This window comes from Sphingorhabdus sp. (genome assembly GCF_046154385.1).
Classification (GTDB): domain Bacteria; phylum Pseudomonadota; class Alphaproteobacteria; order Sphingomonadales; family Sphingomonadaceae; genus Sphingorhabdus_B.
Genome location: NZ_JBJXFW010000018.1, coordinates 31,780 through 55,804 on the forward strand (window position 1 = coordinate 31,780; position 24,025 = coordinate 55,804).

The 24,025-nt window shown below is 53.0% G+C and carries 22 protein-coding genes; 7 read left to right on the top strand and 15 right to left on the bottom strand.

Features of this window, described 5'->3' with window-relative positions; all coding sequences use genetic code 11:
- The 10 genes from ACKVOS_RS03755 to ACKVOS_RS03800 form a co-directional block, all read right to left on the bottom strand.
- A complete protein-coding gene (locus ACKVOS_RS03755; protein WP_409210674.1) occupies nt 1-405 on the bottom strand; it encodes an MAPEG family protein in 405 nt (134 codons plus the stop codon).
- A gap of 51 nt (nt 406-456) precedes the next feature.
- The gene (locus ACKVOS_RS03760) at nt 457-1,308 is read right to left on the bottom strand and encodes an aldose 1-epimerase (protein ID WP_409210675.1); all 852 of its coding nucleotides are present in this window, start codon (nt 1,306-1,308) and stop codon (nt 457-459) included.
- 10 nt (nt 1,309-1,318) lie between these two features.
- Complete coding sequence (locus ACKVOS_RS03765) at nt 1,319-3,340, bottom strand: biotin carboxylase N-terminal domain-containing protein (protein WP_409210676.1); 2,022 nt, start codon at nt 3,338-3,340, stop codon at nt 1,319-1,321.
- Nucleotides 3,340-3,591: a hypothetical protein gene (locus ACKVOS_RS03770; protein WP_409210677.1), complete on the bottom strand. Its 252-nt coding sequence runs from the start codon at nt 3,589-3,591 to the stop codon at nt 3,340-3,342. The genes ACKVOS_RS03765 and ACKVOS_RS03770 overlap by 1 nt, the downstream gene beginning before the upstream one ends.
- A complete protein-coding gene (gene bioB, locus ACKVOS_RS03775) occupies nt 3,588-4,595 on the bottom strand; it encodes a biotin synthase BioB (RefSeq protein ID WP_409210678.1) in 1,008 nt (335 codons plus the stop codon). The genes ACKVOS_RS03770 and bioB overlap by 4 nt, the downstream gene beginning before the upstream one ends.
- A 123-nt stretch (nt 4,596-4,718) precedes the next feature.
- The gene (gene scpA / locus ACKVOS_RS03780) at nt 4,719-6,842 is read right to left on the bottom strand and encodes a methylmalonyl-CoA mutase (protein WP_409210679.1); all 2,124 of its coding nucleotides are present in this window, start codon (nt 6,840-6,842) and stop codon (nt 4,719-4,721) included.
- A 41-nt stretch (nt 6,843-6,883) separates the two neighbouring features.
- The gene (locus ACKVOS_RS03785; RefSeq protein WP_409210680.1) at nt 6,884-7,666 is read right to left on the bottom strand and encodes an enoyl-CoA hydratase-related protein; all 783 of its coding nucleotides are present in this window, start codon (nt 7,664-7,666) and stop codon (nt 6,884-6,886) included.
- Between the two features lie 134 nt (nt 7,667-7,800).
- Nucleotides 7,801-8,247 carry a methylmalonyl-CoA epimerase gene (mce, locus tag ACKVOS_RS03790; RefSeq protein ID WP_409210681.1) on the bottom strand — a complete coding sequence of 149 codons (447 nt, stop codon included), beginning with the start codon at nt 8,245-8,247 and terminating at the stop codon, nt 7,801-7,803.
- Between the two features lie 8 nt (nt 8,248-8,255).
- Nucleotides 8,256-8,582 (bottom strand): hypothetical protein, encoded by a 327-nt coding sequence (locus tag ACKVOS_RS03795; RefSeq protein ID WP_409210682.1) that lies wholly within the window; start codon nt 8,580-8,582, stop codon nt 8,256-8,258.
- The gene (locus tag ACKVOS_RS03800) at nt 8,563-10,089 is read right to left on the bottom strand and encodes an acyl-CoA carboxylase subunit beta (RefSeq protein ID WP_409210683.1); all 1,527 of its coding nucleotides are present in this window, start codon (nt 10,087-10,089) and stop codon (nt 8,563-8,565) included. The genes ACKVOS_RS03795 and ACKVOS_RS03800 overlap by 20 nt, the downstream gene beginning before the upstream one ends.
- Before the next feature lie 137 nt (nt 10,090-10,226).
- On the opposite strand from ACKVOS_RS03800, the gene ACKVOS_RS03805 reads away from it, so the two are divergent.
- From ACKVOS_RS03805 to ACKVOS_RS03815, 3 genes are read left to right on the top strand one after another with little or no spacing between them, the layout of a single operon-like run.
- Nucleotides 10,227-11,633: a short-chain fatty acyl-CoA regulator family protein gene (locus ACKVOS_RS03805; protein WP_409210684.1), complete on the top strand. Its 1,407-nt coding sequence runs from the start codon at nt 10,227-10,229 to the stop codon at nt 11,631-11,633.
- A 27-nt stretch (nt 11,634-11,660) separates the two neighbouring features.
- Entirely contained in the window at nt 11,661-12,599 is a 939-nt protein-coding gene (locus tag ACKVOS_RS03810; RefSeq protein WP_409210685.1) for a rhodanese-related sulfurtransferase, read from the top strand.
- Between the two features lie 2 nt (nt 12,600-12,601).
- A complete protein-coding gene (locus tag ACKVOS_RS03815) occupies nt 12,602-13,231 on the top strand; it encodes a glutathione S-transferase (RefSeq protein WP_409210686.1) in 630 nt (209 codons plus the stop codon).
- On the opposite strand, the gene gorA is transcribed toward ACKVOS_RS03815, so the two are convergent.
- Both gorA and pgi read right to left on the bottom strand, forming a co-directional pair.
- A complete protein-coding gene (gene gorA, locus ACKVOS_RS03820) occupies nt 13,232-14,578 on the bottom strand; it encodes a glutathione-disulfide reductase (RefSeq protein WP_409210687.1) in 1,347 nt (448 codons plus the stop codon). It lies immediately after the preceding gene.
- A gap of 83 nt (nt 14,579-14,661) precedes the next feature.
- Nucleotides 14,662-16,164 (bottom strand): glucose-6-phosphate isomerase, encoded by a 1,503-nt coding sequence (gene pgi, locus ACKVOS_RS03825; protein ID WP_409210688.1) that lies wholly within the window; start codon nt 16,162-16,164, stop codon nt 14,662-14,664.
- 168 nt (nt 16,165-16,332) lie between these two features.
- Between pgi and lepB the strand changes: the two genes are divergently transcribed.
- Genes lepB through era form a run of 3 tightly spaced genes read left to right on the top strand, consistent with a single transcriptional unit; the run spans nt 16,333 to nt 18,715 of the window.
- On the top strand, nt 16,333-17,160 hold the full coding sequence (gene lepB, locus ACKVOS_RS03830) for a signal peptidase I (RefSeq protein ID WP_409210701.1): 828 nt from the start codon (nt 16,333-16,335) through the stop codon (nt 17,158-17,160).
- Complete coding sequence (rnc, locus tag ACKVOS_RS03835) at nt 17,157-17,825, top strand: ribonuclease III (RefSeq protein ID WP_409210689.1); 669 nt, start codon at nt 17,157-17,159, stop codon at nt 17,823-17,825. Before lepB ends, rnc begins: the two co-directional genes overlap by 4 nt.
- Complete coding sequence (gene era / locus ACKVOS_RS03840; protein ID WP_409210690.1) at nt 17,822-18,715, top strand: GTPase Era; 894 nt, start codon at nt 17,822-17,824, stop codon at nt 18,713-18,715. The genes rnc and era overlap by 4 nt, the downstream gene beginning before the upstream one ends.
- A 19-nt stretch (nt 18,716-18,734) precedes the next feature.
- On the opposite strand, the gene topA is transcribed toward era, so the two are convergent.
- The 3 genes from topA to plsY form a co-directional block, all read right to left on the bottom strand.
- Nucleotides 18,735-21,287, bottom strand: a complete 2,553-nt coding sequence (gene topA, locus ACKVOS_RS03845) for a type I DNA topoisomerase (protein WP_409210691.1) — start codon at nt 21,285-21,287, stop codon at nt 18,735-18,737.
- Between the two features lie 80 nt (nt 21,288-21,367).
- Complete coding sequence (dprA, locus tag ACKVOS_RS03850; protein ID WP_409210692.1) at nt 21,368-22,459, bottom strand: DNA-processing protein DprA; 1,092 nt, start codon at nt 22,457-22,459, stop codon at nt 21,368-21,370.
- Between the two features lie 9 nt (nt 22,460-22,468).
- Nucleotides 22,469-23,068, bottom strand: a complete 600-nt coding sequence (plsY, locus tag ACKVOS_RS03855; RefSeq protein ID WP_409210702.1) for a glycerol-3-phosphate 1-O-acyltransferase PlsY — start codon at nt 23,066-23,068, stop codon at nt 22,469-22,471.
- 105 nt (nt 23,069-23,173) lie between these two features.
- Between plsY and murI the strand changes: the two genes are divergently transcribed.
- Complete coding sequence (gene murI, locus ACKVOS_RS03860; RefSeq protein WP_409210703.1) at nt 23,174-23,974, top strand: glutamate racemase; 801 nt, start codon at nt 23,174-23,176, stop codon at nt 23,972-23,974.
- Nucleotides 23,975-24,025: the final 51 nt, after the last annotated feature.

Genomic DNA, 24,025 nt, shown 5'->3' on the forward strand with positions numbered 1-24,025 from the left:
TCAATTCGATAATGCAAGAATTGCCAACGTCCATCCGCTAAGCACCGCTAATGTAATCCAGGTAAATATAACACCGATACTGCGCGGCAATGGCGGCTTGCCTGGTGCTGACGGGGTGTAAAGACCGATGACATGGGAAACGCGGCCTGCCAAAAAAATAACTCCAATAGCCATTAAACCAATGTGGTGCGCACGGCTCATTTCCAGAAAGGCCAAAAGCAATATCACTATCGGAGCGTGCTCGGCCAAATTACCGTGACTTCGGCTCGCACTGATTAACTTTGGATCCCCATTATCGCCAAAGGCAACACTGCCACGCATACGATGACGCACGGTATCGATGGCCGTTATCAAAAGTATTATTGCGCAAACTGCGGCGACAAATGCGGTGACGGGTAATGTCATGATGGTTTCTCCCAAGCAACGCATCGGCAATGACAGGCATGATACTCTTACTCAAGTGAGTATTGCGCGAAATGTTATAGACGCTGTGTAGCTTTCTCCAGGTGCGATAATTGGCATATCTCCATCACTTCTGTTCAATGCATTGTTTATGTGCGGCACGGGTTCGAAGCAGAAATAGTTTTCGTTCGATGGAGTATAAAGGACAGCATGCGGCAAATCGGAGATTATTTCTAAGGCATATGCGCGGCCCATCCATTCAATCAGCGCATTACCGGACCACGCGCCGTAAAAATTGTCGAAGTGCGAACCTATTATTTCTCTTCCGCCACCAAAACTGGTGTTGGATGTTTGCTGTTCGGGTTTAATTGGTAGGCCATCTTCGGACGCACCGTAAAAACTGGCGGCATCAAAGCGCAATGAAGCGCCTGCGCTATCAAAATAGGGATGGTGCCCAAACCCCATTGGTAAATTGCGTTCTGCGGTGTTCCGGATCGATAATTTCAGTCTTAAAGAATCTGGGCCAACAGAAACCTCTTGTTCGGCGTGGAACGGCCAAGGCCAGTCATTGTCGCCTTTATGGGCAAGATATAATTTTACCGAATTGGGAGACTGAGATTCCGTCAACCATTGCCGCTGCCATCCTACACCGTGAATTGCATGTGGTGCGGCTATTTTGTGGGGTTGCAGGAAAAAAGTTTCTTCATCCCAGTCGAAGCAGGCCGCTGCAATCCGGTTTGAGTAAGGAACTAGCGGGAAAGATGCCATTCCTAGAGGATCAGCGGCGTTAGTCGCACGACGCAACATAGGTTGATCGCCCATCACCCATGACGCAATGCTGCCGCCAACCGACGGTGCAATCGTGCAATGGCTGACGCCGTTTTTTATTTGAATAATGTCGGACAAAGCCGAAACCTTATTCCATTTCCAGAATAATTGCATCCACCGCGAGACTTTCGCCCGCCGATGCATTGATGCTTTTCACGACACCTGATTTTTCGGCGCGAAGAATATTTTCCATTTTCATCGCCTCAACAATCGCAAGCGGCTGACCTGCTTCGACCTTGTCGCCGACAGACACGTGCACGGCGGTGATGAGTCCCGGCATCGGGCAGATGAGATATTTGGACAAATCCGGTGGAATTTTTTCGATCATATGCATCGATAGATGCGCGATATGTCCGGGCAAGACGTGGGCAACATGGGTCGCACCCCGCGTTGTTAGCTTCAGCCCGGTACGGGTTTTTGAAACCTTTACGGCCAGATCGTCGTCGTCTACCTCTGCCTCTATCAAACGATCGCCAGGAATATATTCCATCGAAAGCGCAAATTCTTCGCCATCGACAAGGATTGCGCCATCGTCCATTTCGATTTCGTGGACTGCGCCGCTTATTTTGACTTGCCAACGCGATGGTGGTGGCAAAATATGACCCAGCTGCCCGTCGACATGGCGTGCCCGGTCAGCATCGGCAGTAGCAATAAATCCGGCAATGGCAGCTAGTGATTTTTTGAGCTTGGTACCCGCAGTCGCTCCATGAAAGCCATCGGGATATTCTTCGGCAATAAACCCGGTCGTCAACTCGCCTGAGCGGAACCGGGGGTGCTGCATAATCGCACTCACGAAATCGATATTGTGGCCAAGGCCTTCAATCTCGAAACGGTCGAGCGCTGCGATTTGCAAGTCAGCGGCCTCGTCACGGGTTGGACCCCAAGTGATCAATTTGGCGATCATCGGGTCATAGAACATGGAGACTTCTCCGCCATCGTACACGCCGTCATCGACACGGATACCATCGACACCGCGACGACCGTTTTCTGCACCGTCATCGGTCCAGCCCTCGACCGGTGGGCGATAGCGGGTCAGGCGGCCCGTGCTCGGCAGAAATCCGCGATAGGGGTCTTCGGCATAGACGCGGTTCTCGATGGCCCAACCGTCGATCATGATATCGTCCTGAGTTATCGCAAGCTTCTCGCCAGCGGCAACGCGGATCATCTGTTCGACCAGATCGATGCCAGTGATGCATTCGGTGACCGGATGCTCAACCTGCAACCGCGTGTTCATTTCGAGGAAGTAGAAACTTTCGCCGCTCGGGTCAGCGCCCGACACGATCAGCTCGACCGTGCCCGCCGAATAATAGCCCACAGCGCGCGACAAGGCGACGCATTGTTCCCCCATTGCCTTGCGCATTTTTGGCGTGACGAACGGCGATGGCGCTTCTTCAACAACCTTCTGGTGCCGCCGCTGGATCGAACATTCGCGTTCGTTCAAGTAAAGGATATTGCCGTGTTGGTCGCCCAGTATCTGGATTTCGATATGGCGCGGATTGAGGATGAATTTCTCGATAAACACGCGGTCGTCGCCGAACGAATTCAGGCCTTCCCGTTTCGTGGCTTCGAAACCCTCGCGTACGTCCTGCTCATTATAGGCAAGCCGCATCCCCTTGCCGCCGCCGCCGGCGCTGGCCTTCATCATCACCGGATAGCCGATCTCCGCCGAAATCCGCACCGCATGTTCGGTATCGTCAATCTCGCCGACAAAGCCGGGGACGACGTTGACGCCAGCCTTCATCGCGAGTTTCTTCGACTCGATCTTGTCCCCCATCGCGGCAATCGCGTTCACCGGCGGGCCGATAAAGGCGATGCCCTCTGCCGCCAGCGCCTCCGCAAAACTGGTGCGTTCGGACAGGAAACCATAGCCTGGATGCACCGCCTCCGCTCCGGTTTGCTTGCAAGCCGCGATGATTTGCTCGGCCAGCAGATAAGACTGCGCGGCAGGCGAAGGCCCGATATGCACCGCCTCATCGGCCATCTGCACAAAGGGCGCGCGGGCGTCGGCATCGGAATAGACCGCGACGGTCGCGATCCCCATCCGGCGCGCTGTCTTTATAATGCGGCAAGCAATTTCGCCACGGTTTGCGATCAGGATTTTATTGAACATCAATCTCGGTCTTTCATAAAATACCTAGTCATCAAGATGCCGCCAATAACCACAGCAATCAGAGAGCCTGGAAATAAGGCAAATTTTACAAGCTTGAATTGCGCACATCCAGGAGTGTCATATTCTTCTGCACAGTCCCCCAACGACACGGCTACAAGCGCGTTGAGGACCAGCACTAAACCCACGATGCTGTACATTGCACAGCCTAATTTCTGACCACCTGTAAGTGCGGGTCGATCAGAAAAACTCACACCGCCACCTCCAGCGCCCTACACGCCCGCAGTGGCTCCTCCGCCTCCATTGGCACAAGCCCAAGCTTCGCCAGCATCGCTGCGTCCTTGTCGTCACCTGCATTGGCGGCGGTCAGCAGCTTGTCGCCAGTGAAGATACTGTTCGCACCTGCCATAAAGCACAAGGCCTGCGTCGCCTCGCTCATGCTCTCACGCCCCGCGCTCAACCGCACCATGCTCATGGGCATCGTGACGCGCGCCACAGCGATCGTGCGGACGAATTCGATGTCATCGATCTTCGCCAGCGGCGTATCCGCCAGCATATCGCCCAGCACGGTGCCCTTCACCGGCACCAGCGCGTTGACTGGCACGCTTTCGGGATGCTGAGGCAGCGTTGCCAAGGTATGGATGAAGCCCACCCGGTCGGCGCGGGTTTCTCCCATGCCGACAATCCCGCCGCTGCACACGTTGATGCCCGCGCGACGCACCTCGGTCAGCGTATCGAGCCGGTCCTCCATCGTCCGCGTGGTGATGATCTCGTTATAACGTTCGGGCGAAGTGTCGATATTGTGGTTGTAATAATCGAGCCCCGCCTCGGCCAACATATCGGCCTGTTTGGGCGATAACATCCCCAGCGTCATGCAGGTTTCCATGCCCATCTGCCGCACGCCTTTGACGATTTCGACAATCGCGGGCATGTCGCGGTCCTTGGGGTTACGCCACGCCGCGCCCATGCAGAAACGGCGTGAACCATTGTCCGCCGCCTGCGCCGCCTTTTGCAACACCGCCTGCACATCCATCAGCTTGGTCGCCTCGACCCCGCTGTCGGCCTTGACCGATTGGCTGCAATAACCGCAATCTTCGGGACAACCGCCGGTCTTGATGCTCAGCAAGGTGCAAAGCTGAATTTGTCCCACAGCATGATGCGCGCGATGGACAGTTGCGGCCTGATAGACCAGTTCATCAAACGGCAAGTCAAACAGTGTCGCGATTTCTTCGCGGGTCCAGTCGGTTCTAGCAATCATAGATAAATCTCTTCTCTGCGGTCTCTGCGTGATCTCTGCGCCTCTGCGCGAAACCTGCAACGTTTTTTGGTTCGCGCAGAGGCACAGAGGAAGCAAAGACCGCAGAGAGTTTTATTGTTTGGGTCAAGCAGCTTCTCCCAAAGGCGGCATATTGTGGCCAAGCATACGTAACACATCGGCCGCGCATTCCACTACGTTCGATCCCGGACCGTAAATGCCTTGGACCCCTGCATCGCGCAAGAAATCATAGTCTTGCGGCGGAATAACTCCGCCCGCGATGACCTTGATATCGTTGCGGCCCGCTTCGCGCAAACCCTTGATCAGTTCGGGGATGAGCGTTTTGTGGCCCGCGGCAAGCGATGATGCACCAACCACATCGACCGAATTTTCTAGTGCCAGAACCACTGTTTCCTGTGGTGTTTGGAACAACGGACCAGATACAATCTCAAAGCCCATATCACCAAAGGCCGAGGATATTATATTTGCTCCGCGATCATGTCCGTCCTGCCCCATCTTGGCGACGAGCAATTTGGGTTTACGGCCCAGCCGGCGTTCAACGGCTTGGACGCCTTCGATAACCTGCGCCCAGCTTCTGTCGAATTCATAGGCACTGCCATAAATGCCTGAGACCGGCGTTGGCGTCGTCGCGTAGCGGCCGAAAACAGCCTCCATAGCGTCGGAAATTTCTCCCAATGTCGCGCGCGCACGCGCTGCATCGACGGCGAGAGCCAAGAGGTTCTCATTCGCCTTCGCGCCTTCCGTCAACGCCTTGAGTGCCGCCTGACATGCGCTTTCATCGCGTGCCGCACGGGTCTTTGCGACGCGGGCGATCTGGCCCTGTCGGACAAAGTCATTATCGACTTCGAGCGTATCGAGTTGTTCCTCGGTCGCGAGTTTATATTTGTTGACCCCGACTATGACATCCTCGCCCTTGTCGACACGCGCCTGACGTGCCGCAGCCGCCTCTTCAATCAGACGCTTGGGCATGCCGGATGCCACGGCTTTGGTCATACCGCCCAATGCATCTACCTCGCCGATGATTGTCCACGCCTGATCGACCAATTCTGCGGTCAGTGCCTCGACATAATAGGAACCGCCCAACGGATCGACGACCTTCGTAATTCCGCTTTCTTCCGCCAAAACGATCTGCGTGTTGCGGGCAATCCGCGCCGAAAAGTCAGTCGGCAATGCTATGGCTTCATCAAGCGCATTGGTGTGCAAGGATTGCGTTCCACCCAAGGTCGCGGCCATCGCTTCGATCGTGGTGCGGATAACATTGTTATAGGGGTCTTGCTCTTGCAGCGACACGCCCGATGTCTGGCAATGGGTGCGCAACATTTTGGAGCGCTCATCTTTGGCACCAAGACCATCCATGACGCGATGCCAGAGCGTACGTGCGGCACGCAGCTTCGACACTTCCATGAAGAAGTTCATGCCGATACCGAAGAAGAAGGAAAGCCGACCGGCAAAGGCATCGATGTCCAAGCCGCTCGCCATTGCACGCTGCACATATTCTTTGCCATCGGCGATGGTGAACGCCAGTTCCTGCACCGCCGTCGCGCCGGCTTCATGCATATGGTAGCCGGAAATCGAAATGCTGTTGAACTTGGGCATATGCGCGCTGGTGTAGGCGATGATGTCAGAAACGATCCGCATCGAAGGTTCGGGCGGATAGATGTATGTGTTGCGAACCATGAACTCTTTCAGAATATCGTTCTGAATGGTCCCGTCCAGTTGCGCTTGTGAAACGCCCTGTTCTTCACCAGCGACAATGAAGAAGGCGAGGATGGGTATGACCGCGCCGTTCATGGTCATGCTGACCGACATCTGGTCCAACGGAATACCGTCAAACAGGATTTTCATGTCCTCGACACTGTCGATAGCGACACCTGCTTTGCCGACATCGCCAATAACACGGGGATGGTCACTGTCATAACCGCGGTGCGTCGCTAGGTCGAAGGCAACAGACAGACCTTTTTGCCCTGCGGCCAGGTTCCGGCGGTAAAAGGCGTTGGATTCTTCTGCAGTTGAAAAGCCTGCATATTGACGAATGGTCCACGGCCGACCCGCATACATCGACGCCCGAACGCCCCGCGTGAACGGCGCAAAACCGGGAAGCCCCGGATCGCCTGCGTCATCGGATGTGTAAAGGGGTTTGACAGCGATACCCTCTGGTGTGTGCCAGGTCAGGTCCTTGCCCTTGACCTCTTTATCCGCTGCCTTTTTCCAATCGTCGTAATTTGTCATTCGATCTTCCCAATTCCCTCTCCCCTAAAGAAGAGAAGGGGTTATGCCCCTTTAAACTCTGCTTTGCGTTTCTGAAGGAATGCAATTCCACCTTCGCGTGCATCCGCGCTGGAACCTGCAATACGTTGGCCTTCGGCTTCGGCCTGCAAGGTGTCGGCGAGACCATGTTCAAGCGCGGTCAAAATGTTCTTGCGCATGGTCGCATAGGCAAGCGTTGGCCCGGTTGAGAGCCGTGTCGCGAGAGCCTTGGTTTCTTCCGCAAGCGCTTCGTCTGCTACGCATTTATAGATGAGGCCCCAATCTTCGGCCTGCTCACCGAAAATCTTTTCACCCAGCATCATCATCTGTGTGGCGCGTGCTTTTCCGACAAGCCTAGGCAGTATCCATGTGGAACCACCATCTGGCACCAGACCGATATTGACGAAAGCCTGCAGGAAATATCCGCTTTTGCCCGCAAGCACGAAATCACCAACCAGACCGATGGAACAGCCCACGCCTGCGGCCGGTCCGTTCACCGCGGTGATCACGGGAATATTGAGCCGCAGCAACTTGACGATCATCGGATTATATTTCTCGGTCAGTGCGATATAGCTGCCCTGCCCACCGGTGACTGGACGGTCACTGCGCGCAGCTAGGTCAGCGCCGGAACAAAAGGCACGACCCGCGCCGGTGATGACGAGCACGCGGGCGCCTTCCAATCGGTCCAGCGCATCGGAAATCTCGTCCGCCATAGGCAGCGAACAGGCATTGAGCCTCTCCGGACGGTTGAGTGTGATCGTCGCGATCTGGTCCGCGATGTCGAGGCTGATAGTTTCGTAGGTCATTTTGTACTCACTCCCTTACTTTTCTCGTCACCCTGAACTTGTTTCAGGGTCCATTTCGCCTCTATACCTTTCGGTTTCAGTTGCAGGATGGACCCTGAAACAAGTTCAGGGTGACGGTGAGGTGTTTGGTCGGATTAGTGCTCTGCCGATATAGGCGGCACCTCCATAATCTCGGTCAGCACACCGCCCATATCCTTGGGGTGTACAAAGAAAATCAACGTCCCATGCGCGCCAATGCGCGGCTCGCCTAATACGCGCTTGCCCAATTCCTCAAATTCAGACTTGGCGGCGTGGATATCGGGTACTTCATAACAAACATGATGCTGTCCGCCAGCAGGGTTCTTTTCGAGAAAAGCCGCGATAGACGCGTTACCGGGCAGCGGCTCGATCAATTCTATCTGGGTTCCGTTCAGCGCGCCATCCGAGCCCGGCGTATCGACAAAGCAGACCTTCACACCCTGTTCGGGCAAATCAAATGGGTCGTGGATTTTCGTCGCGCCCATCACATCGCGATAAAAGACGATGCTATCCGCGATCGAAGGCGTTGCAACGCCGATATGGTTGAGACGCCCTAGTTTCATTTGTTCACCTAAAGAAAAGTATATCCAATATCCGAGGTCAGCTTGCCTTCGCAGTCGAATATTTGCGCTGTTACCCGCTGTCCCATGACATCAAGAGTGCGGTCATATCGGTACTGAATGCAATCATCTCCATCCGATTCCAGTTGTTCAAATCCCGCGACTTTCATGTCTGCTGCCAGTTTCTCTCTTCCCCGCGATTCAACGAAGTGTTGAAGCGCATTCCTGTCATTTGTGAGCACCAACGTCTCAAGCTCGTTCGCAGGTTCCGGCGGCGACATTTCGCTGCACCCAGCATGCAGCAAGGCCGCAAGTAAGCTAGAGCGGAATATTATCATGCTTCTTCCAAGGGTTTTCCAACGCCTTGTTCCGCAGCTTCCGTAACCCCAAGGCAATCCGTTTCCGCGTCGAATGCGGGTAGATCACTTCGTCGATAAAGCCCTTGCTCGCTGCGACGAAGGGGTTGGCGAAGCGGTCTTCATACTCCTTGGTTTTTTCGGCGATTTCCTCCGGCCCCAGCCCGCGGAAGATGATTTCCACCGCGCCCTTCGCGCCCATCACCGCGATTTCGGCGGTGGGCCAGGCATAATTGAGGTCGCCGCGCAAATGCTTCGACGCCATCACGTCATAGGCACCGCCATAGGCCTTGCGCGTGATCACGGTGATCTTGGGCACGGTCGCCTCGGCATAGGCAAACAGCAGTTTTGCGCCATGCTTGATGATGCCGCCAAATTCCTGCGCGGTGCCGGGAAGGAAGCCGGGGACGTCGACGAAGGTGATGATGGGGATTTCGAACGCGTCGCAGAAACGGACGAACCGCGCTGCCTTGCGGCTGCTGTTGATGTCGAGCACACCCGCGAGTACCATCGGTTGGTTGGCGACGATACCGACGGTGCGGCCTTCGATCCGGCCAAATCCGATGATGATGTTCGCCGCATGGGTCGGCTGCACTTCAAAAAAGTCACCCTCGTCCACTGTCTTGCGGATAAGTTCGTGCATATCATAGGGCTGGTTCGCGCTTGGCGGGATGAGCGTGTCCAGACTTGGCTCCATCCGGTCCCATGGATCTTCCGTTGGGCGCTCCGGCACGCCAGTGCGGTTATTGTCCGGCAGATAATCGAAAAAGTCGCGTACCGAGAGCAGTGCTTCAATGTCATTCTCGAACGCATTATCCGCCACGCCGGATTTGGTGGTGTGCGACACGGCCCCGCCAAGTTCTTCCTGCGTCACCACTTCGTTGGTCACTGTCTTGACCACATCGGGGCCGGTCACGAACATATAACTGCTGTCCTTCACCATGAAGATGAAGTCGGTCATGGCGGGGGAATAAACCGCGCCACCTGCACAGGGGCCCATGATGAGGCTGATCTGCGGCACAACACCGGATGCGAGCACATTGCGCTGGAACACTTCGGCATAGCCACCAAGGCTTGCCACGCCCTCCTGAATACGCGCACCGCCGCTGTCGTTAAGACCGATGACCGGCGCGCCAACCTTCATGGCGTTATCCATCACCTTGCAGATTTTCATCGCATGCGCTTCGGAAAGCGACCCGCCGAAAACGGTAAAATCCTGGCTGTAGACATAGACGAGGCGGCCGTTGATCGTGCCGCTACCGGTTACAACGCCGTCACCCGGAATTTTCTGCTCAGCCATGCCAAAGTCGGTACAATTATGCTCGACATATGCGTCCAGTTCTTCAAACGAACCTTCGTCCAGCAGGATGTCGATCCGCTCGCGCGCCGTCAGGCGACCCTTCGCATGCTGCGCATCAATACGCTTTTGACCACCGCCCATTTTCGATGCTTCGCGCCGCTTTTCAAGTTCCGCAATGTTCGCCGACATGGCAATCCCCCATAATCAATGCACTTTCTTGCGTTAGTAACCACGCAATGTCCAATGTGAATTTGCAAAGTTGCGAAGTGAATATTTGCAAAGTATATCTGAACCGACGCGTTTCACAAAAAAGATTGGTTGTATGTATGGCGAAACGCCGGATATTTGCAGGAACGCAATTACGCAACCTTAGAGTTGCGCGCAATCTCAAGCAGGCGGAAATGGCAGTTTTGCTAAATATCTCGGTATCATATCTCTCGCAACTGGAACATGATGACCGTCCATTAACCCCTGCGTTGATTGAAATATTATCACGCGATTTTCCGCTTGATTGGCAGGAATTTGAAGAAGATGCGACAACGCGACGCTTTGCGGCCTTGCGTGAAGCGGCCAGTGATCCCCTGTTCCCGGCGCCGTTAACGGTCGATCAATTAACCCGCATTGCGGAGCAACAGCCGGCACTCGCGGACCAGTTTGTGACGTTGCATAATGCCTATCGGCGCACGGGCGAAAGATTGCAAATTGTTGATGAGGCGTTAGCGAGTGAAAACACAGGAGGTAGCCGCCTGCCTTGGGAAGAGGTGCGGGACTGGTTTCATATTGCGGGGAACTATGTGGATCGACTGGATCGTGCAGCCGAGGAGTTGGCAACCCGGCTGATGGGAAAATCCCCTTCCCCCAGCGCCGACGATATCGAGAGCTATCTGCGAGAAGCCTTGGCTATTTCGCTGATGTACACTGCCAATGCAGGATTGCGCGAATTTGATCCGGCAGCCGGGCATTTAACCATCGACCAAAGCCAACCAGCGGAAAGCAAGCGTTTCCAACTCGCCCACCAGCTCGTTGCCATTGCGCTTCAGGATGATATTTCAGCCATTATCGAAGGCGCAAACCTAAAAAATGCATCATCACGCCAATTGTTGTTCGTCGGCCTGGCCAATTACGCGGCAGGTGCCTTGTTGATGCCGTACAATCGCTTCCGTCAAGAGGCGCGCAATTTACGCCATGATATCGACCGCTTACGTCAAATATTCAGTGTCAGCTTTGAACAAGCCTGTCACCGCCTTTCAACGTTACAAAGAACTGGCGAGCGCGGTCTGCCCTTCTTTTTTTGTCGCGTTGATATGGCGGGAAATATTACCAAACGGCACAGTGCAACCCGTTTGCAATTTGCCCGTTTTGGGGGGGCTTGTCCCCTATGGATAGTGCACGAAGCCGTTGCTATTCCCGACCGCATATTGGTTCAATTGGCCGAAACACCAGACGGAGTTCGCTATGTCTCGATGGCCAAAGGGCTGGTAAAGCCGTCGGGAAGCTATGCCCGGGCGCCAAGGCGATATGCCGTTGCTCTTGGTTGTGAAATCGAACATGCCAGAGACTTTATCTATGCCGATGGCCTGGACCTGGGTTCACCTTATGCCGCCACACCTATTGGCGCATCTTGTAGAATATGTCCCCGAGCCGACTGCGATCAACGGGCCTTTCCGCCCAGTGACCGCGCGATCATCGTTGATCCGGACCGGAGGGAGGTTGTGCCATATCGGATTGCCTGAAAAGCCCACTTTGCCTATAGGCGCGACATGTCGAAGCACCATCCCGTTAAAGTTGCAGCGCTCTATCGCTTTGCACATTTTGAAAACCCGTCCAAATATCAGCCGCTAATAGCAGAGCGGTGCGCGTTGCACGACATAAAGGGTACGATTTTACTCGCACATGAGGGCATAAATGGCACCATTGCTGGCAAACCGGGCGGAATTGACGAGGTGGTATCCTTTCTCAAATCCCTGCCCGGCTGCGCTGAATTGGACGTCAAATATTCGCATGCCGCGACGATGCCATTCTATCGTTTGAAGGTCCGGCTAAAGCAGGAAATTGTGACAATGGGCGTCGACGGCATAGATCCGAAGCGCGAGGTGGGCACTTATGTGCAACCCGAGGACTGGAATGCCCTGATTTCAGACCCGGACACCGTTCTAATCGACACACGCAACGACTATGAAGTTGCCATCGGCACTTTTGTAGGGGCGGTCGATCCCCGAACCAAGGCGTTTCGCGATTTTCCCCAATGGTTCCGCGAAAATCGCGAGAGTCTTTCACAAGGCAAAACCAAATTTGCGATGTTTTGCACCGGCGGCATACGCTGTGAAAAGTCGACCGCATTTTTGAAGGCGGAAGGTATCGACGATGTTTTCCACCTTGAAGGCGGCATCTTGCGCTATCTGGAAACAATATCGGAACAAGACAGCAAATGGCAGGGCGAATGTTTTGTCTTTGATGATCGGGTTTCTGTGAAACACGGGCTGGAATTGGGAAGCAAGCAGTTATGCCGCGCGTGCCGCCACCCTATTTCGGATGACGACAAGCAGTCGCCGTTGTTCAAAGAAGGCATATCATGCCCGGCCTGCTATCATGAACGCAGCGAGGAAGACCGCAGCCGTTTCGCCGAGCGCCAAAAGCAAATCGCCTTGGCGCGCGAGCGGGGGCAACGGCACATTGGCGCGACATTGCACCGCGATTGACCTTGGGGACCTTACCGATCCTGTATAGTTTTCGCAGATGCCCCTATGCCATGCGGGCACGGATGGCTTTGGCAGTCAGCGGGATGAATGTGGAGCTACGCGAGGTAGTTCTGCGCGACAAGCCGCCGGAATTGCTTGCGATATCTGCGAAAGCCACAGTGCCTGTATTGGTTAAATGTAATGGCGAGGTTATCGACGAAAGCCTTGATATCATGCGCTGGGCCTTGGCGCAAAACGACCCTGAAAACTGGCTTTCCGTTATTGACGAAGACCTGATTTCGGCCAATGACGGCCCTTTCAAGCAAGCGTTGGACCGCTTCAAATATCCCCACCGCTTTGGACTTACCGATGGCTTGGACTCGCGTGATGAAGCACTGGTACATGTGCAGCGACTGAACCGGATATTATCGGAAAAGCCATATTTGGGCGGCAAGACTGTTAGCCTTACCGACATCGCGATTTTCCCTTTTATTCGGCAATTCGCCGCAACCGACAGAATCTGGTTTGACAGCCAGTCTTTGGACGGGATCAAAAAATGGCTGGGTGAGCTGGTAAACTCGACGCTTTTTGACACCATGATGCGACGTTACCCGCAGTGGAATGCGTCATCGCCTCTGACTTACTTCCCCTAGTTATTTCATCAAAACCAGCTCTTCGGACATGCTGGGGTGCAGCGCGACCGTATCATCAAACGCTTGCTTAGTTAGCCCTGCCTTTACGGCAATTGCAGCCGCTTGAAGTATTTCGCCACTTTCTGGACCAATGAGATGCAGGCCAACGACTTTATCGGTGGAACCATCCACAATCATTTTATAGAGCGCCCGTTCATTACGTCCCGCCAAAACGTTTTTCATCGCCCTGAAATCGCTGCGATATACCTTTACCTCTGACAAGGTTGCATCTGCCTGCTCTTCCGTCATTCCGACAGATGCAATGGGCGGGTTGCTGAACACGGCGGTCGGAATGCAGCTGTAATCAATAATGCGTGGAGCATTGCCAAAAACTGTGTCGGCAAAGGCGTGGCCTTCCCGAATGGCGACCGGTGTCAATTGAACGCGATTGGTTACATCGCCCACGGCATATATGCTCGGCACGTTGGTACGATTGTCGTCACCGACAATGACAGCGCCACTTTTGTCCAGCGCAACACCGGCTGTTTCCAACCCAAGGTTTTTGCTGTTTGGATTGCGGCCGATCGCCCACATGAGCAGATCCGTTTCCAACATACCTGCATCACCGCCATCAATCATTATGCTGCCATCATTCTGTTTCACAGCGCTTTTGAACGGAAAGTTCATCCGTATATCGATGCCTTTTTCCCGGCTCATTCCCACCAGCTTTTCAACGATTTCCTGATCATAGCTGCGCAGCATCTTGTCGCCGCGCGTGACCAAAGTCACATTGACGCCCAGTTCGTTGAATATTCCTGCAAATTCATTGGCAATGTACCCGGCGCCCGCAATTACTGCACGCTTGGGCAGTTCGGGCAAATGAAACACTTCGTTCGATGTGATACCCAAATCGGCACCGGGTACATCGGGGATAGATGGCCATGCACCGGTTGCAACCAAGATATATTTGGCAGAAACTTCACGACCACTAGCTAGGCGGATGCTGTTTGGCCCGGAAACTGAAGCTCTTTCATGGAATATTTCGACGTTGTTGCTGGTAAATATGTCGCCATAAAGACCTTCCAGCCGGTCGACCTCTGCTGCAACATTGTCGCGCAACGTCGGCCAGTCAAAACGCGCGCCTTCTGTATTCCAGCCAAAGCGTTTGGCATCTGCCAAATCTTCGGCAAAATGCGAACCATAAACCAGCAGCTTTTTCGGGACGCAGCCGCGAATAACGCACGTACCGCCAACACGATATTCTTCGGCCACAGCGACCCGAGCGCCGTGCGATGCGGAAATACGCGCCGCCCTTACGCCACCTGAACCTGCACCTATTACAAACAGGTCATAATCATATTCTGCCATTATCTTGTTCTTTCAGTTATTACGGTAACGTAGGAACAAAGTGTCATTCAACAAATCGATTATATATGACACTATGAACGGTTTCAGATAGCGCCAAGTGCAGCTTCAATTAAAGCTGTTGTCGATGGGTCAAAGCCGACAGGGCCATTTTCGCCAATATCCTTCGCAATTTGTTTTCCTAATTCAACGCCAAACTGGTCGAACGGGTTTATTCCCAGCATTACGGCGTTGGTAAAAGTGCGATGTTCGTAAAATGCAATCAATGCACCCACGGTGGCGGGAGTTACATCATCAAGCAAGATCGTTGTTGAAGGGCGGTTGCCGGCATAATTACGCGCAAGATCGTCACTATGCCGCCCTGACATCAGCGCAGCACCCTGCGCAAAACAGTTTATGAGCAAGGCTTCGTGGTGGGCGGGGACAAAGTCGTGACCCGGGGTTTTGCTGACGATAAATTCTACAGGTATCAAATGTGTGCCCTGGTGCAACAATTGAAACACTGCATGTTGGGCATCTGTCCCGACACCGCCCCATGTCACGGGAGAGCTATGCCGTCCCAAAGGGGCGCCGTTGGCCGTAACCGATTTCCCGTTCGATTCCATTTCCAACTGCTGAAGATAGTCTGGCAATAATCGTAAGCGTTCATCATAGGCAAACACGGCGCGGGTTTGACTCGATTTACATTGTGCATAGAATAGATCGGCGAATGCGGCCATTGCCGGGGCATTTTCAAAAATGGGGGCATTCCGGAAATGCCTGTCCATGACTGCGGCACCTTCAAGCAATTCTTCAAAAGCCGACCAGCCCAAACCTAATGCGACGGGAAACCCTATTGAACACCAAAGTGAATATCGCCCTCCGACGGCTTCGTTAAAAGGCAGAATGCGGCTTTCATCAATGCCCCATGCCATCGCTTTTTCCGGATATGCCGTCAACGCGACAAATTGGGCATGTGGGTCCGCTACCCCGCCATTTTGCATCCATTCTATCGCACTTGTTGCGTTCAACAAGGTTTCGGTCGTTGTGAAAGTTTTCGATGCGACGGCAACGATCGTTTTGTGAGGATCCATGTTACGCGTGGCTTCTGCCAACGCTGCCCCATCCACATTGGATACGACTTTGACGTCAAATCTTGCGTCATCTCGTCCCAATGCATCGACCAGCAACTTTGGTCCAAGGGCTGATCCCCCAATACCGATATGCAATATATGCTTGATCTCACCCAAGGCGCCCGCCTCGATTGCATCAATTAAGCTCCGCATCCGGTTCTGCAATTCTTTAGCATGGGCCACCGCCTCGGCATTTCCCGACCCCCGTTCCGCCGTATGTTCAGCAGCGCGGCCTTCCGTCGGATTTACGATAGCCCCTGTAAACAAAGCTTCTTTCTGAGCCGAGAGATCGGCGGCGATTGCCATCTCAGAAAAGCCGGTCAACAAGCCATCATCGAGGTGGGTTTTTGACAGATCAAAGCGAATTCCAGCAAGTTCTATCGTAAGTTTTTCGACCCTTTGGGTGTCCTTTTCGAACAGAGAAACAAGCGTTTGATTCTCGTGCCTATCAAGCGCGTCCCAATTACTGTTCGTCATTCGCTTTTCCCATCATTTCGTTGTTAGAATCTCGGTACTGGCCAATAGCGCGGCTTGCCACTAGAAGACCAGATATTCCGTCTGTAATTGACAGCTAATTTGCGAGTTTTTGTGACATCATCCACTGAACAATCTGGATCTGGTACCGCTGATACCAATACGCTCCACATTCCCAGCAAAACCCCATCGGAATGGCGCGAATATGGCGCGTTCCTGTTCAAGCTCGCTCTATTCGTATTCATATTACGCAGTTTTATCGTGTCGCCGTTTAACATTCCATCGGAATCGATGCAGCCACGGTTGTTGATCGGGGACTATTTGTTGGTTGCAAAATGGCCTTATGGATATTCTAAATATAGCTTGCCATTTTCTCTCCCGATTATTCCCGGCAGACTGTTTGCACGTCAGCCTGAACGCGGCGATGTCGTGGTTTTCAAAGCGCCGCCTTCATTGAAGGATGATTACATAAAGAGGGTTATCGGTTTACCGGGCGATGTCATCCAAATGCGAAATGGAGTTCTGGAAATCAACGGCGTTGCGGTAAAAAAGGAGAAGATTGCCGATCTTGTCATCCCAGTTTCGGATAATATGAAAGATGCGGCAGCTCTGGATGGTTCGCAATTTCCATGCTGGCGCCCGGATTTTGAGGAGCCTTCAAAATCTGGCGAAGCACAATGTCGCTATCCACGGTATCGCGAGACACTACCGAGCGGACGATCTTACGAAATTCTCGATCTAGATTCGGGCTTACCCGGGGACGACACAGAAGCTTTTGTCGTTGGTGAAGGGCAGATATTTCTCATGGGTGACAACCGAGACCGCAGCGCGGATAGCCGCTTTCCAGCGGACGGAAAAGCAATCGGGATCGTTGACCAAAAATATTTGGTCGGAAAAGCGTTGGTTAGCGTTTTTTCAACTGACGGATCTGCAAACCTAATGCTGCCCTGGACATGGTTCAGCGCCGCAAGGCCGGAGCGAATGGGACAAGGCTATTGAACGAAATTTCACAAGTGCAATGGCTAAAGCAATTACTTCCGGTCACACCTTCGGACCTCGAGATATATGAACGCGCACTTACCCATGGCAGTACCGGCCAGCCTGATTACCAGCGCCTGGAATTTTTAGGCGACCGCATCTTGGGCTTGGTAATTGCAGATTTACTGTACCATCGCTTTGATTCAGAAGCCGAAGGCAGGTTATCACATCGGCTCAACGCTTTGGTATCTGGTTCAACCTGTGCCGAAATCGCACGACAGATCGAACTTTTTTCATACATAAAGTTAGGAAAACAGGCACGCGATGACGGCGCCCAACAAAGTGATAATGTTTTGGGCGACGCAATGGAGGCGCTTATCGGAGCGCTCTATCTGGACCATGGGCTTGACGCGGCGCGCGCTTTTATCGAACGACTGTGGGGCCCATTGATCGAAACAGCAAATGGTGCGCCCAAGCACCCGAAATCGTCACTTCAGGAATGGTGCGCCGCCAATGGTCGCAAAGTTCCGGAATACCAGATCACTAAAAAGGAAGGCCCACCCCACGCCATGCGTTTTGAAATTACAGTCACGGTCAAGGGTTTTGATCCCGTAAGTGCTTCGGCCAATAGCAAACAAGCGGCTGAAACGGCCGCGGCTCTTGCATTTCTTGAGGCTTATGCATGACCAAAAAATGTGGTCATGTCGCCATTATCGGCGCTCCGAATGCTGGTAAATCGACTCTGGTAAATGCTCTCGTCGGGCAGAAAATCGCAATTGTCAGTCCAAAGGCGCAGACCACCCGGACACGTATGCTAGGGGTGGCTTTAGAGGGTGACACCCAAATCATATTGGTCGATACGCCCGGTATTTTCGCAGCGCAGCGTCGGCTTGACCGGGCTATGGTTGCTGCCGCTTGGGACGGCGCTGGGGATGCGGATTTGATCGCTTTGATCGTCGATGGACGCGCCGGCGCAGGCCCTAAAGTCGAAAAAATACTTGAAGGTGTCAAAAACCGGCCAGAACGCAAGTGGCTGGTTCTTAACAAGGTCGATATAGCAGCCAAGGAAAAGCTGTTGTCATTGACGTCAAAAATCACTGATATTTGTGAATTTGAACAGATTTACTACATCAGTGCCGCGACAGGTGATGGATTGGCCGAGTTTAAGACAGCGTTGGCGAATGCGATGCCGGAGGGCGAATGGCATTTCCCTGAAGATCAGGTGTCGGATGCAACCGATCGTTTGATCGCCTCGGAAATTACGCGCGAGCAACTCTATTTGCAACTCCATGAAGAACTGCCTTATGCAAGTGCAGTCGAAACAGAAAAATATGTAGAACGCGACGACGGTTCGCTGGAAATCCATCAGCAAATCCTGGTCGCACGCCCCACACAAAGAGCAATCGTTCTCGGTAAGGGAGGCACACGGATAAAGGCGATTGGCGAAGCTGCACGCACCGAATTGGCAAAGCTAATGGGCGTGCGCGTACATCTTTATTTGCACGTTAAAGTCCACGCAAAATGGGATGAAGACCGCAGTATATACCGCGACATTGGTCTTGAATGGGTGGAATAGCGCCACAAGCGCTATACGGTTAATCCGCTTTCTTTTCTTTCTTCGCCTTTTTTACTGGCGCCTTTTTCTTTGGTGCAGCTTTCTTAGGAGCGGCTTTCTTCTTTACCTTTACTTTCGAAGGCATCGCGGCCCGTGTATCGATTAACTGCGCGGCTTCTTCCAAAGTCAGGGCATCAGGTGAAACTGATTTTGGCAATGTTGCGTTAGTGGTGCCATCGGTCACATAAGGACCAAAGCGCCCTTCCATCACTTTTATTTCCAAATCGGTACGCGGATGTTTGCCCAGTTCTTTTAGCGGAGCACGCGCCGCGCCCCGCCCACGGCCCGGGTTGGCCGCAGCCTCTGCAAGCTTGACTACGGCACTGTTCATGCCTGTTTCAAAAACTTCCGCCGTCGAAGATAAACGTGCATATTTACCAGCATGAACAAGATAAGGGCCATAACGCCCGATGGCAGCCGAGACAGGCTCGCCACTCTCTGGATGAAGGCCTATTGTGCGCGGGAGCGAGAGCAGCTTTACAGCCCATTCCAGACCAAATTCCTCGCCCGGAACATCCTTAGGAATCGAAGCGCGTTTCGCTTCTGCTCCTTCTCCCATTTCAACATAAGGACCAAATCGGCCTGATTTCCGGCTTATCTCCAGTTCCGTCTCGGGATGCACGCCCAAGACTTCCGGACCAGTATCTTCCCCATTTTCACCGCCTGGTTGCGCAAATTTTCGTGTGTATTTGCAATCAGGGTAGTTTGAGCACGCGACAAAGGCACCAAAGCGCCCCCCGCGCAGAGCCAGCTTACCTTCGCCGCATTTCGGGCACAACCGCGGATCGATGCCGTCTTCGCGTTCTGGAAAGAGATAAGGCGAGAGAAATTTGTCAAGCTCGGCCGTTATGTCAGATGGTTTTTGGTCCATAACTTCAACCGTCTTGGGTTTGAAATCACGCCAAAAACTCTCCAAAAATGCCTGCCATTGCGCGCGACCACCGCTGATATCGTCCAGTTGATCTTCAAGCCCTGCGGTATAATCATAAGCCACATAACGTTCGAAAAACCGCTCGAGAAACGCCGTTAATAAACGTCCCGATTCCTCTGCAAAAAAACGATTTTTTTCAACCCGGACATATGCACGGTCTTTAAGTACCTGAATCGTCGATGCATAGGTCGAAGGGCGTCCAATGCCCAGCTCTTCAAGTCGTTTTACCAACGTGGCTTCGGAGAATCGAGGTGGTGGCTGGGTAAAATGCTGGGTCTTTTCTACTGCATGTTTTGCAGGACAATCACCAACGGCCATCGGCGGCAAAATGGCACTGTCTTCGCCCTCGCTATCATCAAGCCCTTCTTCATATACCGCGAGAAATCCGGGAAATTTCATAACTTGCCCGGTTGCTCGCAATCCTGATTGCCCTGTACCATCGAGGAGATCGACCGTTGTACGTTCCATCCTCGCCGATGCCATCTGACTGGCCATCGCACGCTTGTAAATCAGGTCATACAGACGGCCATGATCTCCGGAGCCTGCTTTATCTTTTGAAAAGTCCGTGGGCCTGATTGCTTCGTGCGCTTCTTGAGCGTTCTTTGCCTTGGTTTGATAAATTCGCGGTTTTTCCGGAAGATAGCCATTATCAAAGCGGTCCGCGATAGTTTTGCGTGCGGCTGAAATCGCGCTGCCATCCATTTGCACACCGTCGGTACGCATATATGTAATGGCACCATCTTCATAAAGACCCTGTGCCACCCGCATTGTATGACTTGCAGAAAAACCCAGTTTTCGGGCCGCCTCCTGCTGCAATGTAGAGGTTGTGAAAGGGGGCTGAGGATTGCGTGTAACAGGCTTTGTTTCCACGCTCTCAATCACGAAATTGCCTGATTCTACGGCCAACCGTGCTGCTTCTGCCTGCGCTTCGGTTTTCAGGTCCATTTTATCGAGCTTGACGCCCAAATGCCTTGTCAATCGCGCCTCAAACTTTTGCCCTTTATGCTCCATAGCCGCTTTTACAGACCAATATTCTTGAGCTTTAAATGCCTCAATTTCCCTGTCGCGTTCGACTATAAGACGCAAAGCAACAGATTGAACCCGACCCGCCGATTTTGCTCCCGGTAATTTGCGCCAAAGTACCGGTGAAAGTGTAAATCCCACGAGATAATCAAGCGCCCTACGTGCACGATATGCATCGATCAAATCGATATCCAGCTCACGCGGGCTTTTCATAGCCTCTGTTACCGCCGCTTTCGTAATTGCGTTAAATGTTACGCGCCCTACGTTTTTGGGAAGCGCCTTTTTGTTGGCGAGCACCTCCTGCACGTGCCAACTTATTGCTTCACCTTCTCGATCAGGGTCGGTTGCGAGGATCAAGCCATCTGCTTTTTTGGCTTCGTCGGTTATCGCTTTAAGCTGCTTGGCTTTATCGGCATAATTGTCCCACAGCATTTCAAAGCCATTTTCAGGATCAACCGAACCGTCTTTGGGGGGCAGATCCCGAATATGACCGTAAGATGCGAGCACCTTAAAACCGGGGCCCAAATATTTCTCGATTGTCTTGGCTTTAGCAGGTGATTCAACAATGACTAATTGCATGATATTTTTAACTTTTCTAAAATCTCTCGCGTACGCGTATAGGCTGATGGGGTTAATAGTGTTCCGTCAAGCCATAAAATTCATGCCGCCAAACGAACTTTTCCGCCAGCCCCACGCTCCAATTTTCCAGCCAGTTCCATTTCGAGAAGGACCATTTGGACGGCTGCTTGGCTGCGGCCCGATTGCCTGACCAATTCATCGACTGACACATAAGTCATGCCCATTAAATTGATAACAGACTGATGATCTTGCCCAACATTTTCGTCGACGGGTTCCGCTGCCGCGAAATTTTTTAAGGAATGTCGAACCATTTTTGAATCCATAGGACGAAGCAATTCCGCAATATCCGCCGCATTTTGCACCAATATCGCACCTTCCCGAATGAGTTGGTTGCATCCATGCGACCGGGGATCGAGCGGCGATCCGGGAACCGCCATAACCTCCCTGCCCGCCTCCGCAGCCAGCCGGGCGGTGATGAGTGAGCCGGATTTAGGAGCCGCTTCGACAACGACGGTTCCCGACGCCAATCCTGCGATAATCCGGTTTCGATATGGAAAATGGCGCGCCCGTGGTTCGGTTACAGGCGGCTGCTCGGCAATCAACACCCCGCGTTCGGCAATTGCGTCCTGCAAATCGCGATTCTCGGGAGGATAAGCCACGTCGATACTGCCTGCAATAACCGCAACCGTTCCGCTGTCGATCGATCCGACATGTGCAGCAGTATCTATTCCTCGTGCGAGACCTGAGACGACCGTAAAACCGGCCTGACCCAATTCAAACGCCAGCGTCCGCGAAAAACGGCAAGCCCCGGCAGAAGCGTTTCGTGCACCAACTATTGCCACTGTCGGGCGATCCAGAAACTTAATTTGACCCCGCACCGTGATAACAGGCGGCGCATTTTCAAGATGGGAGAGAAGAACCGGATAGTCCACATCATCCATAAAAATATAACGCGCGCCCAAAGCCTCAACCTTGGCCATTTCGCGTTCTATCAATTGTGGCTCGGCAAGCTTCATATTGTTACCGCCGCCTCTAAGAACGAGGTCAGGCAAGGCATCCAGTGCCTGTTTTGCATCCCCAAAACGGGCAATGAGTTGTCGATAGGTAACCGGCCCGATATTCGGCGAACGAATAAGGCGCAGTCGATCAAACAGGGTATCACCAGACGGCATTTTTCAGAATCAGGCTTTGCTTTTTCCGATTTTAGGTTCGGTGCCGCGAATTAAGTTTCTGATATTTATATGGTGTTTCCAAAAGATTATTCCGGAACACACTATGAGCAACGGGACAAGTTCATAACGCCCCAAATATGCCGCTGCTATTGGCGCAACCAAAGAAGCGAGCAGCCCTCCCACTGATGAAATCCGAAAAATTAACAGCGCCCCGATCCAAGTGATCGCGTAAACGACGCCAATTTGCCAACATAGACCAAAGAGGATTCCGGCATAAGTGGCGACCCCCTTGCCACCTTTGAACTTAAGCCAAACGGGGTAAAGATGTCCAAAAAAGGCGCCCGCTGCCGCGAATGACATGCTGCCTGGTATAAAATAATGCGCCAGCAAGACCGCCACGAAACCTTTCAACAAATCGAGTAGCAGGGTCAGTGCAGCCAAGCCCTTTCGTCCGGTTCTCAGAACGTTCGTTGCACCTATGTTGCCAGAGCCGATATCCCGAATATCGCCACCACCCGCTGCTTTTGTGAGCAATAGCCCGAAGGGAATCGAGCCGAGTAAATAGCCTATCAATAATGCCGAAATAAAATTGGGCCACATGGCTGTCATGATACGAATCCTCTTAACTAACTGTATTACGTAGCTGTTTTGTTCCACGTGCTCAAGTGAGCTTGGCTTGCCTTAAACAAACCGCATAGTTATCAATTCCCAATGATATCCAATGATCCCACTGCACCGCTTTTGTTTTTTGATTCAGGTATCGGTGGCTTGTCAGTTTTGAACGAAGTCAGGCGCGCTTTGCCCAACGCGCCTTTGGTATATGCCGCGGATTACGCTGGCTTACCGTATGGAACAAAGAGCGAGGCCGAAATTATGGCGCGGGTTCCAGCTTTGCTTGGCCGTCTGGTTGAAAGATATCGCCCACGCTTGGTGACTATTGCATGCAATACGGCTTGCACAATTGCCTTGTCGCATGTCCGTGCAGCTTTGGATGTGCCTGTCGTTGGGACGGTTCCCGCCATCAAACCAGCAGCAGAATCCACGCGGACAGGAGTTATTGGGTTATTGGGAACGGCAGCAACCATTAGGCAAAGCTATGTTGACCGGCTACAAATGGCCCATGCGCCGGGTATGAATTTGCTTCGTCACGCCGCACCAGAGCTTGTGCACGCGGCAGAAGCAAAGCTTCGCGCGGAGGCTGTCGATCCTCGAGTTTATACAGATGCGATGCGGGGCCTAACCAATCACCCTGATGGAGATCATCTCGATGTGACCGTGCTGGGCTGCACCCATTTCCCGCTGGTTCAAGAGGAGCTTTCAATTGCAGCACCAAATATGCGGTTTGTTGATGGCGCAGCGGGCATCGCCCGCCGCATTTGCCATCTAACCGATGGCCAATCATGGCCAAATGAGCCAACCGATGGCGTTTTTGTAACTACTGGCCCGGTAGCTGAACTTGAAAGTCTACGTCCCGCACTTGCTACATTCGGTTTGACACAGATCAAAGCGCTTTGAACGACCCCACGTCATAGACGCAATCGCGATGACGGTTATTGCAAGTCGTTC

Coding starts and splice junctions, on each gene's coding strand:
- pgi (WP_409210688.1), bottom strand. CDS start 16,164: ATGACGAACAGTAATTGGGACGCGCTTGATAGGCACGAGAATCAAACG.
- dprA (WP_409210692.1), bottom strand. CDS start 22,459: ATGCCGTCTGGTGATACCCTGTTTGATCGACTGCGCCTTATTCGTTCG.
- ACKVOS_RS03755 (WP_409210674.1), bottom strand. CDS start 405: ATGACATTACCCGTCACCGCATTTGTCGCCGCAGTTTGCGCAATAATA.
- ACKVOS_RS03810 (WP_409210685.1), top strand. CDS start 11,661: ATGTCGAAGCACCATCCCGTTAAAGTTGCAGCGCTCTATCGCTTTGCA.
- scpA (WP_409210679.1), bottom strand. CDS start 6,842: ATGACAAATTACGACGATTGGAAAAAGGCAGCGGATAAAGAGGTCAAG.
- plsY (WP_409210702.1), bottom strand. CDS start 23,068: ATGACAGCCATGTGGCCCAATTTTATTTCGGCATTATTGATAGGCTAT.
- mce (WP_409210681.1), bottom strand. CDS start 8,247: ATGAAACTAGGGCGTCTCAACCATATCGGCGTTGCAACGCCTTCGATC.
- ACKVOS_RS03785 (WP_409210680.1), bottom strand. CDS start 7,666: ATGACCTACGAAACTATCAGCCTCGACATCGCGGACCAGATCGCGACG.
- ACKVOS_RS03765 (WP_409210676.1), bottom strand. CDS start 3,340: ATGTTCAATAAAATCCTGATCGCAAACCGTGGCGAAATTGCTTGCCGC.
- topA (WP_409210691.1), bottom strand. CDS start 21,287: ATGCAATTAGTCATTGTTGAATCACCTGCTAAAGCCAAGACAATCGAG.
- ACKVOS_RS03795 (WP_409210682.1), bottom strand. CDS start 8,582: ATGATAATATTCCGCTCTAGCTTACTTGCGGCCTTGCTGCATGCTGGG.
- gorA (WP_409210687.1), bottom strand. CDS start 14,578: ATGGCAGAATATGATTATGACCTGTTTGTAATAGGTGCAGGTTCAGGT.
- bioB (WP_409210678.1), bottom strand. CDS start 4,595: ATGATTGCTAGAACCGACTGGACCCGCGAAGAAATCGCGACACTGTTT.
- era (WP_409210690.1), top strand. CDS start 17,822: ATGACCAAAAAATGTGGTCATGTCGCCATTATCGGCGCTCCGAATGCT.
- ACKVOS_RS03805 (WP_409210684.1), top strand. CDS start 10,227: ATGGCGAAACGCCGGATATTTGCAGGAACGCAATTACGCAACCTTAGA.
- ACKVOS_RS03800 (WP_409210683.1), bottom strand. CDS start 10,089: ATGTCGGCGAACATTGCGGAACTTGAAAAGCGGCGCGAAGCATCGAAA.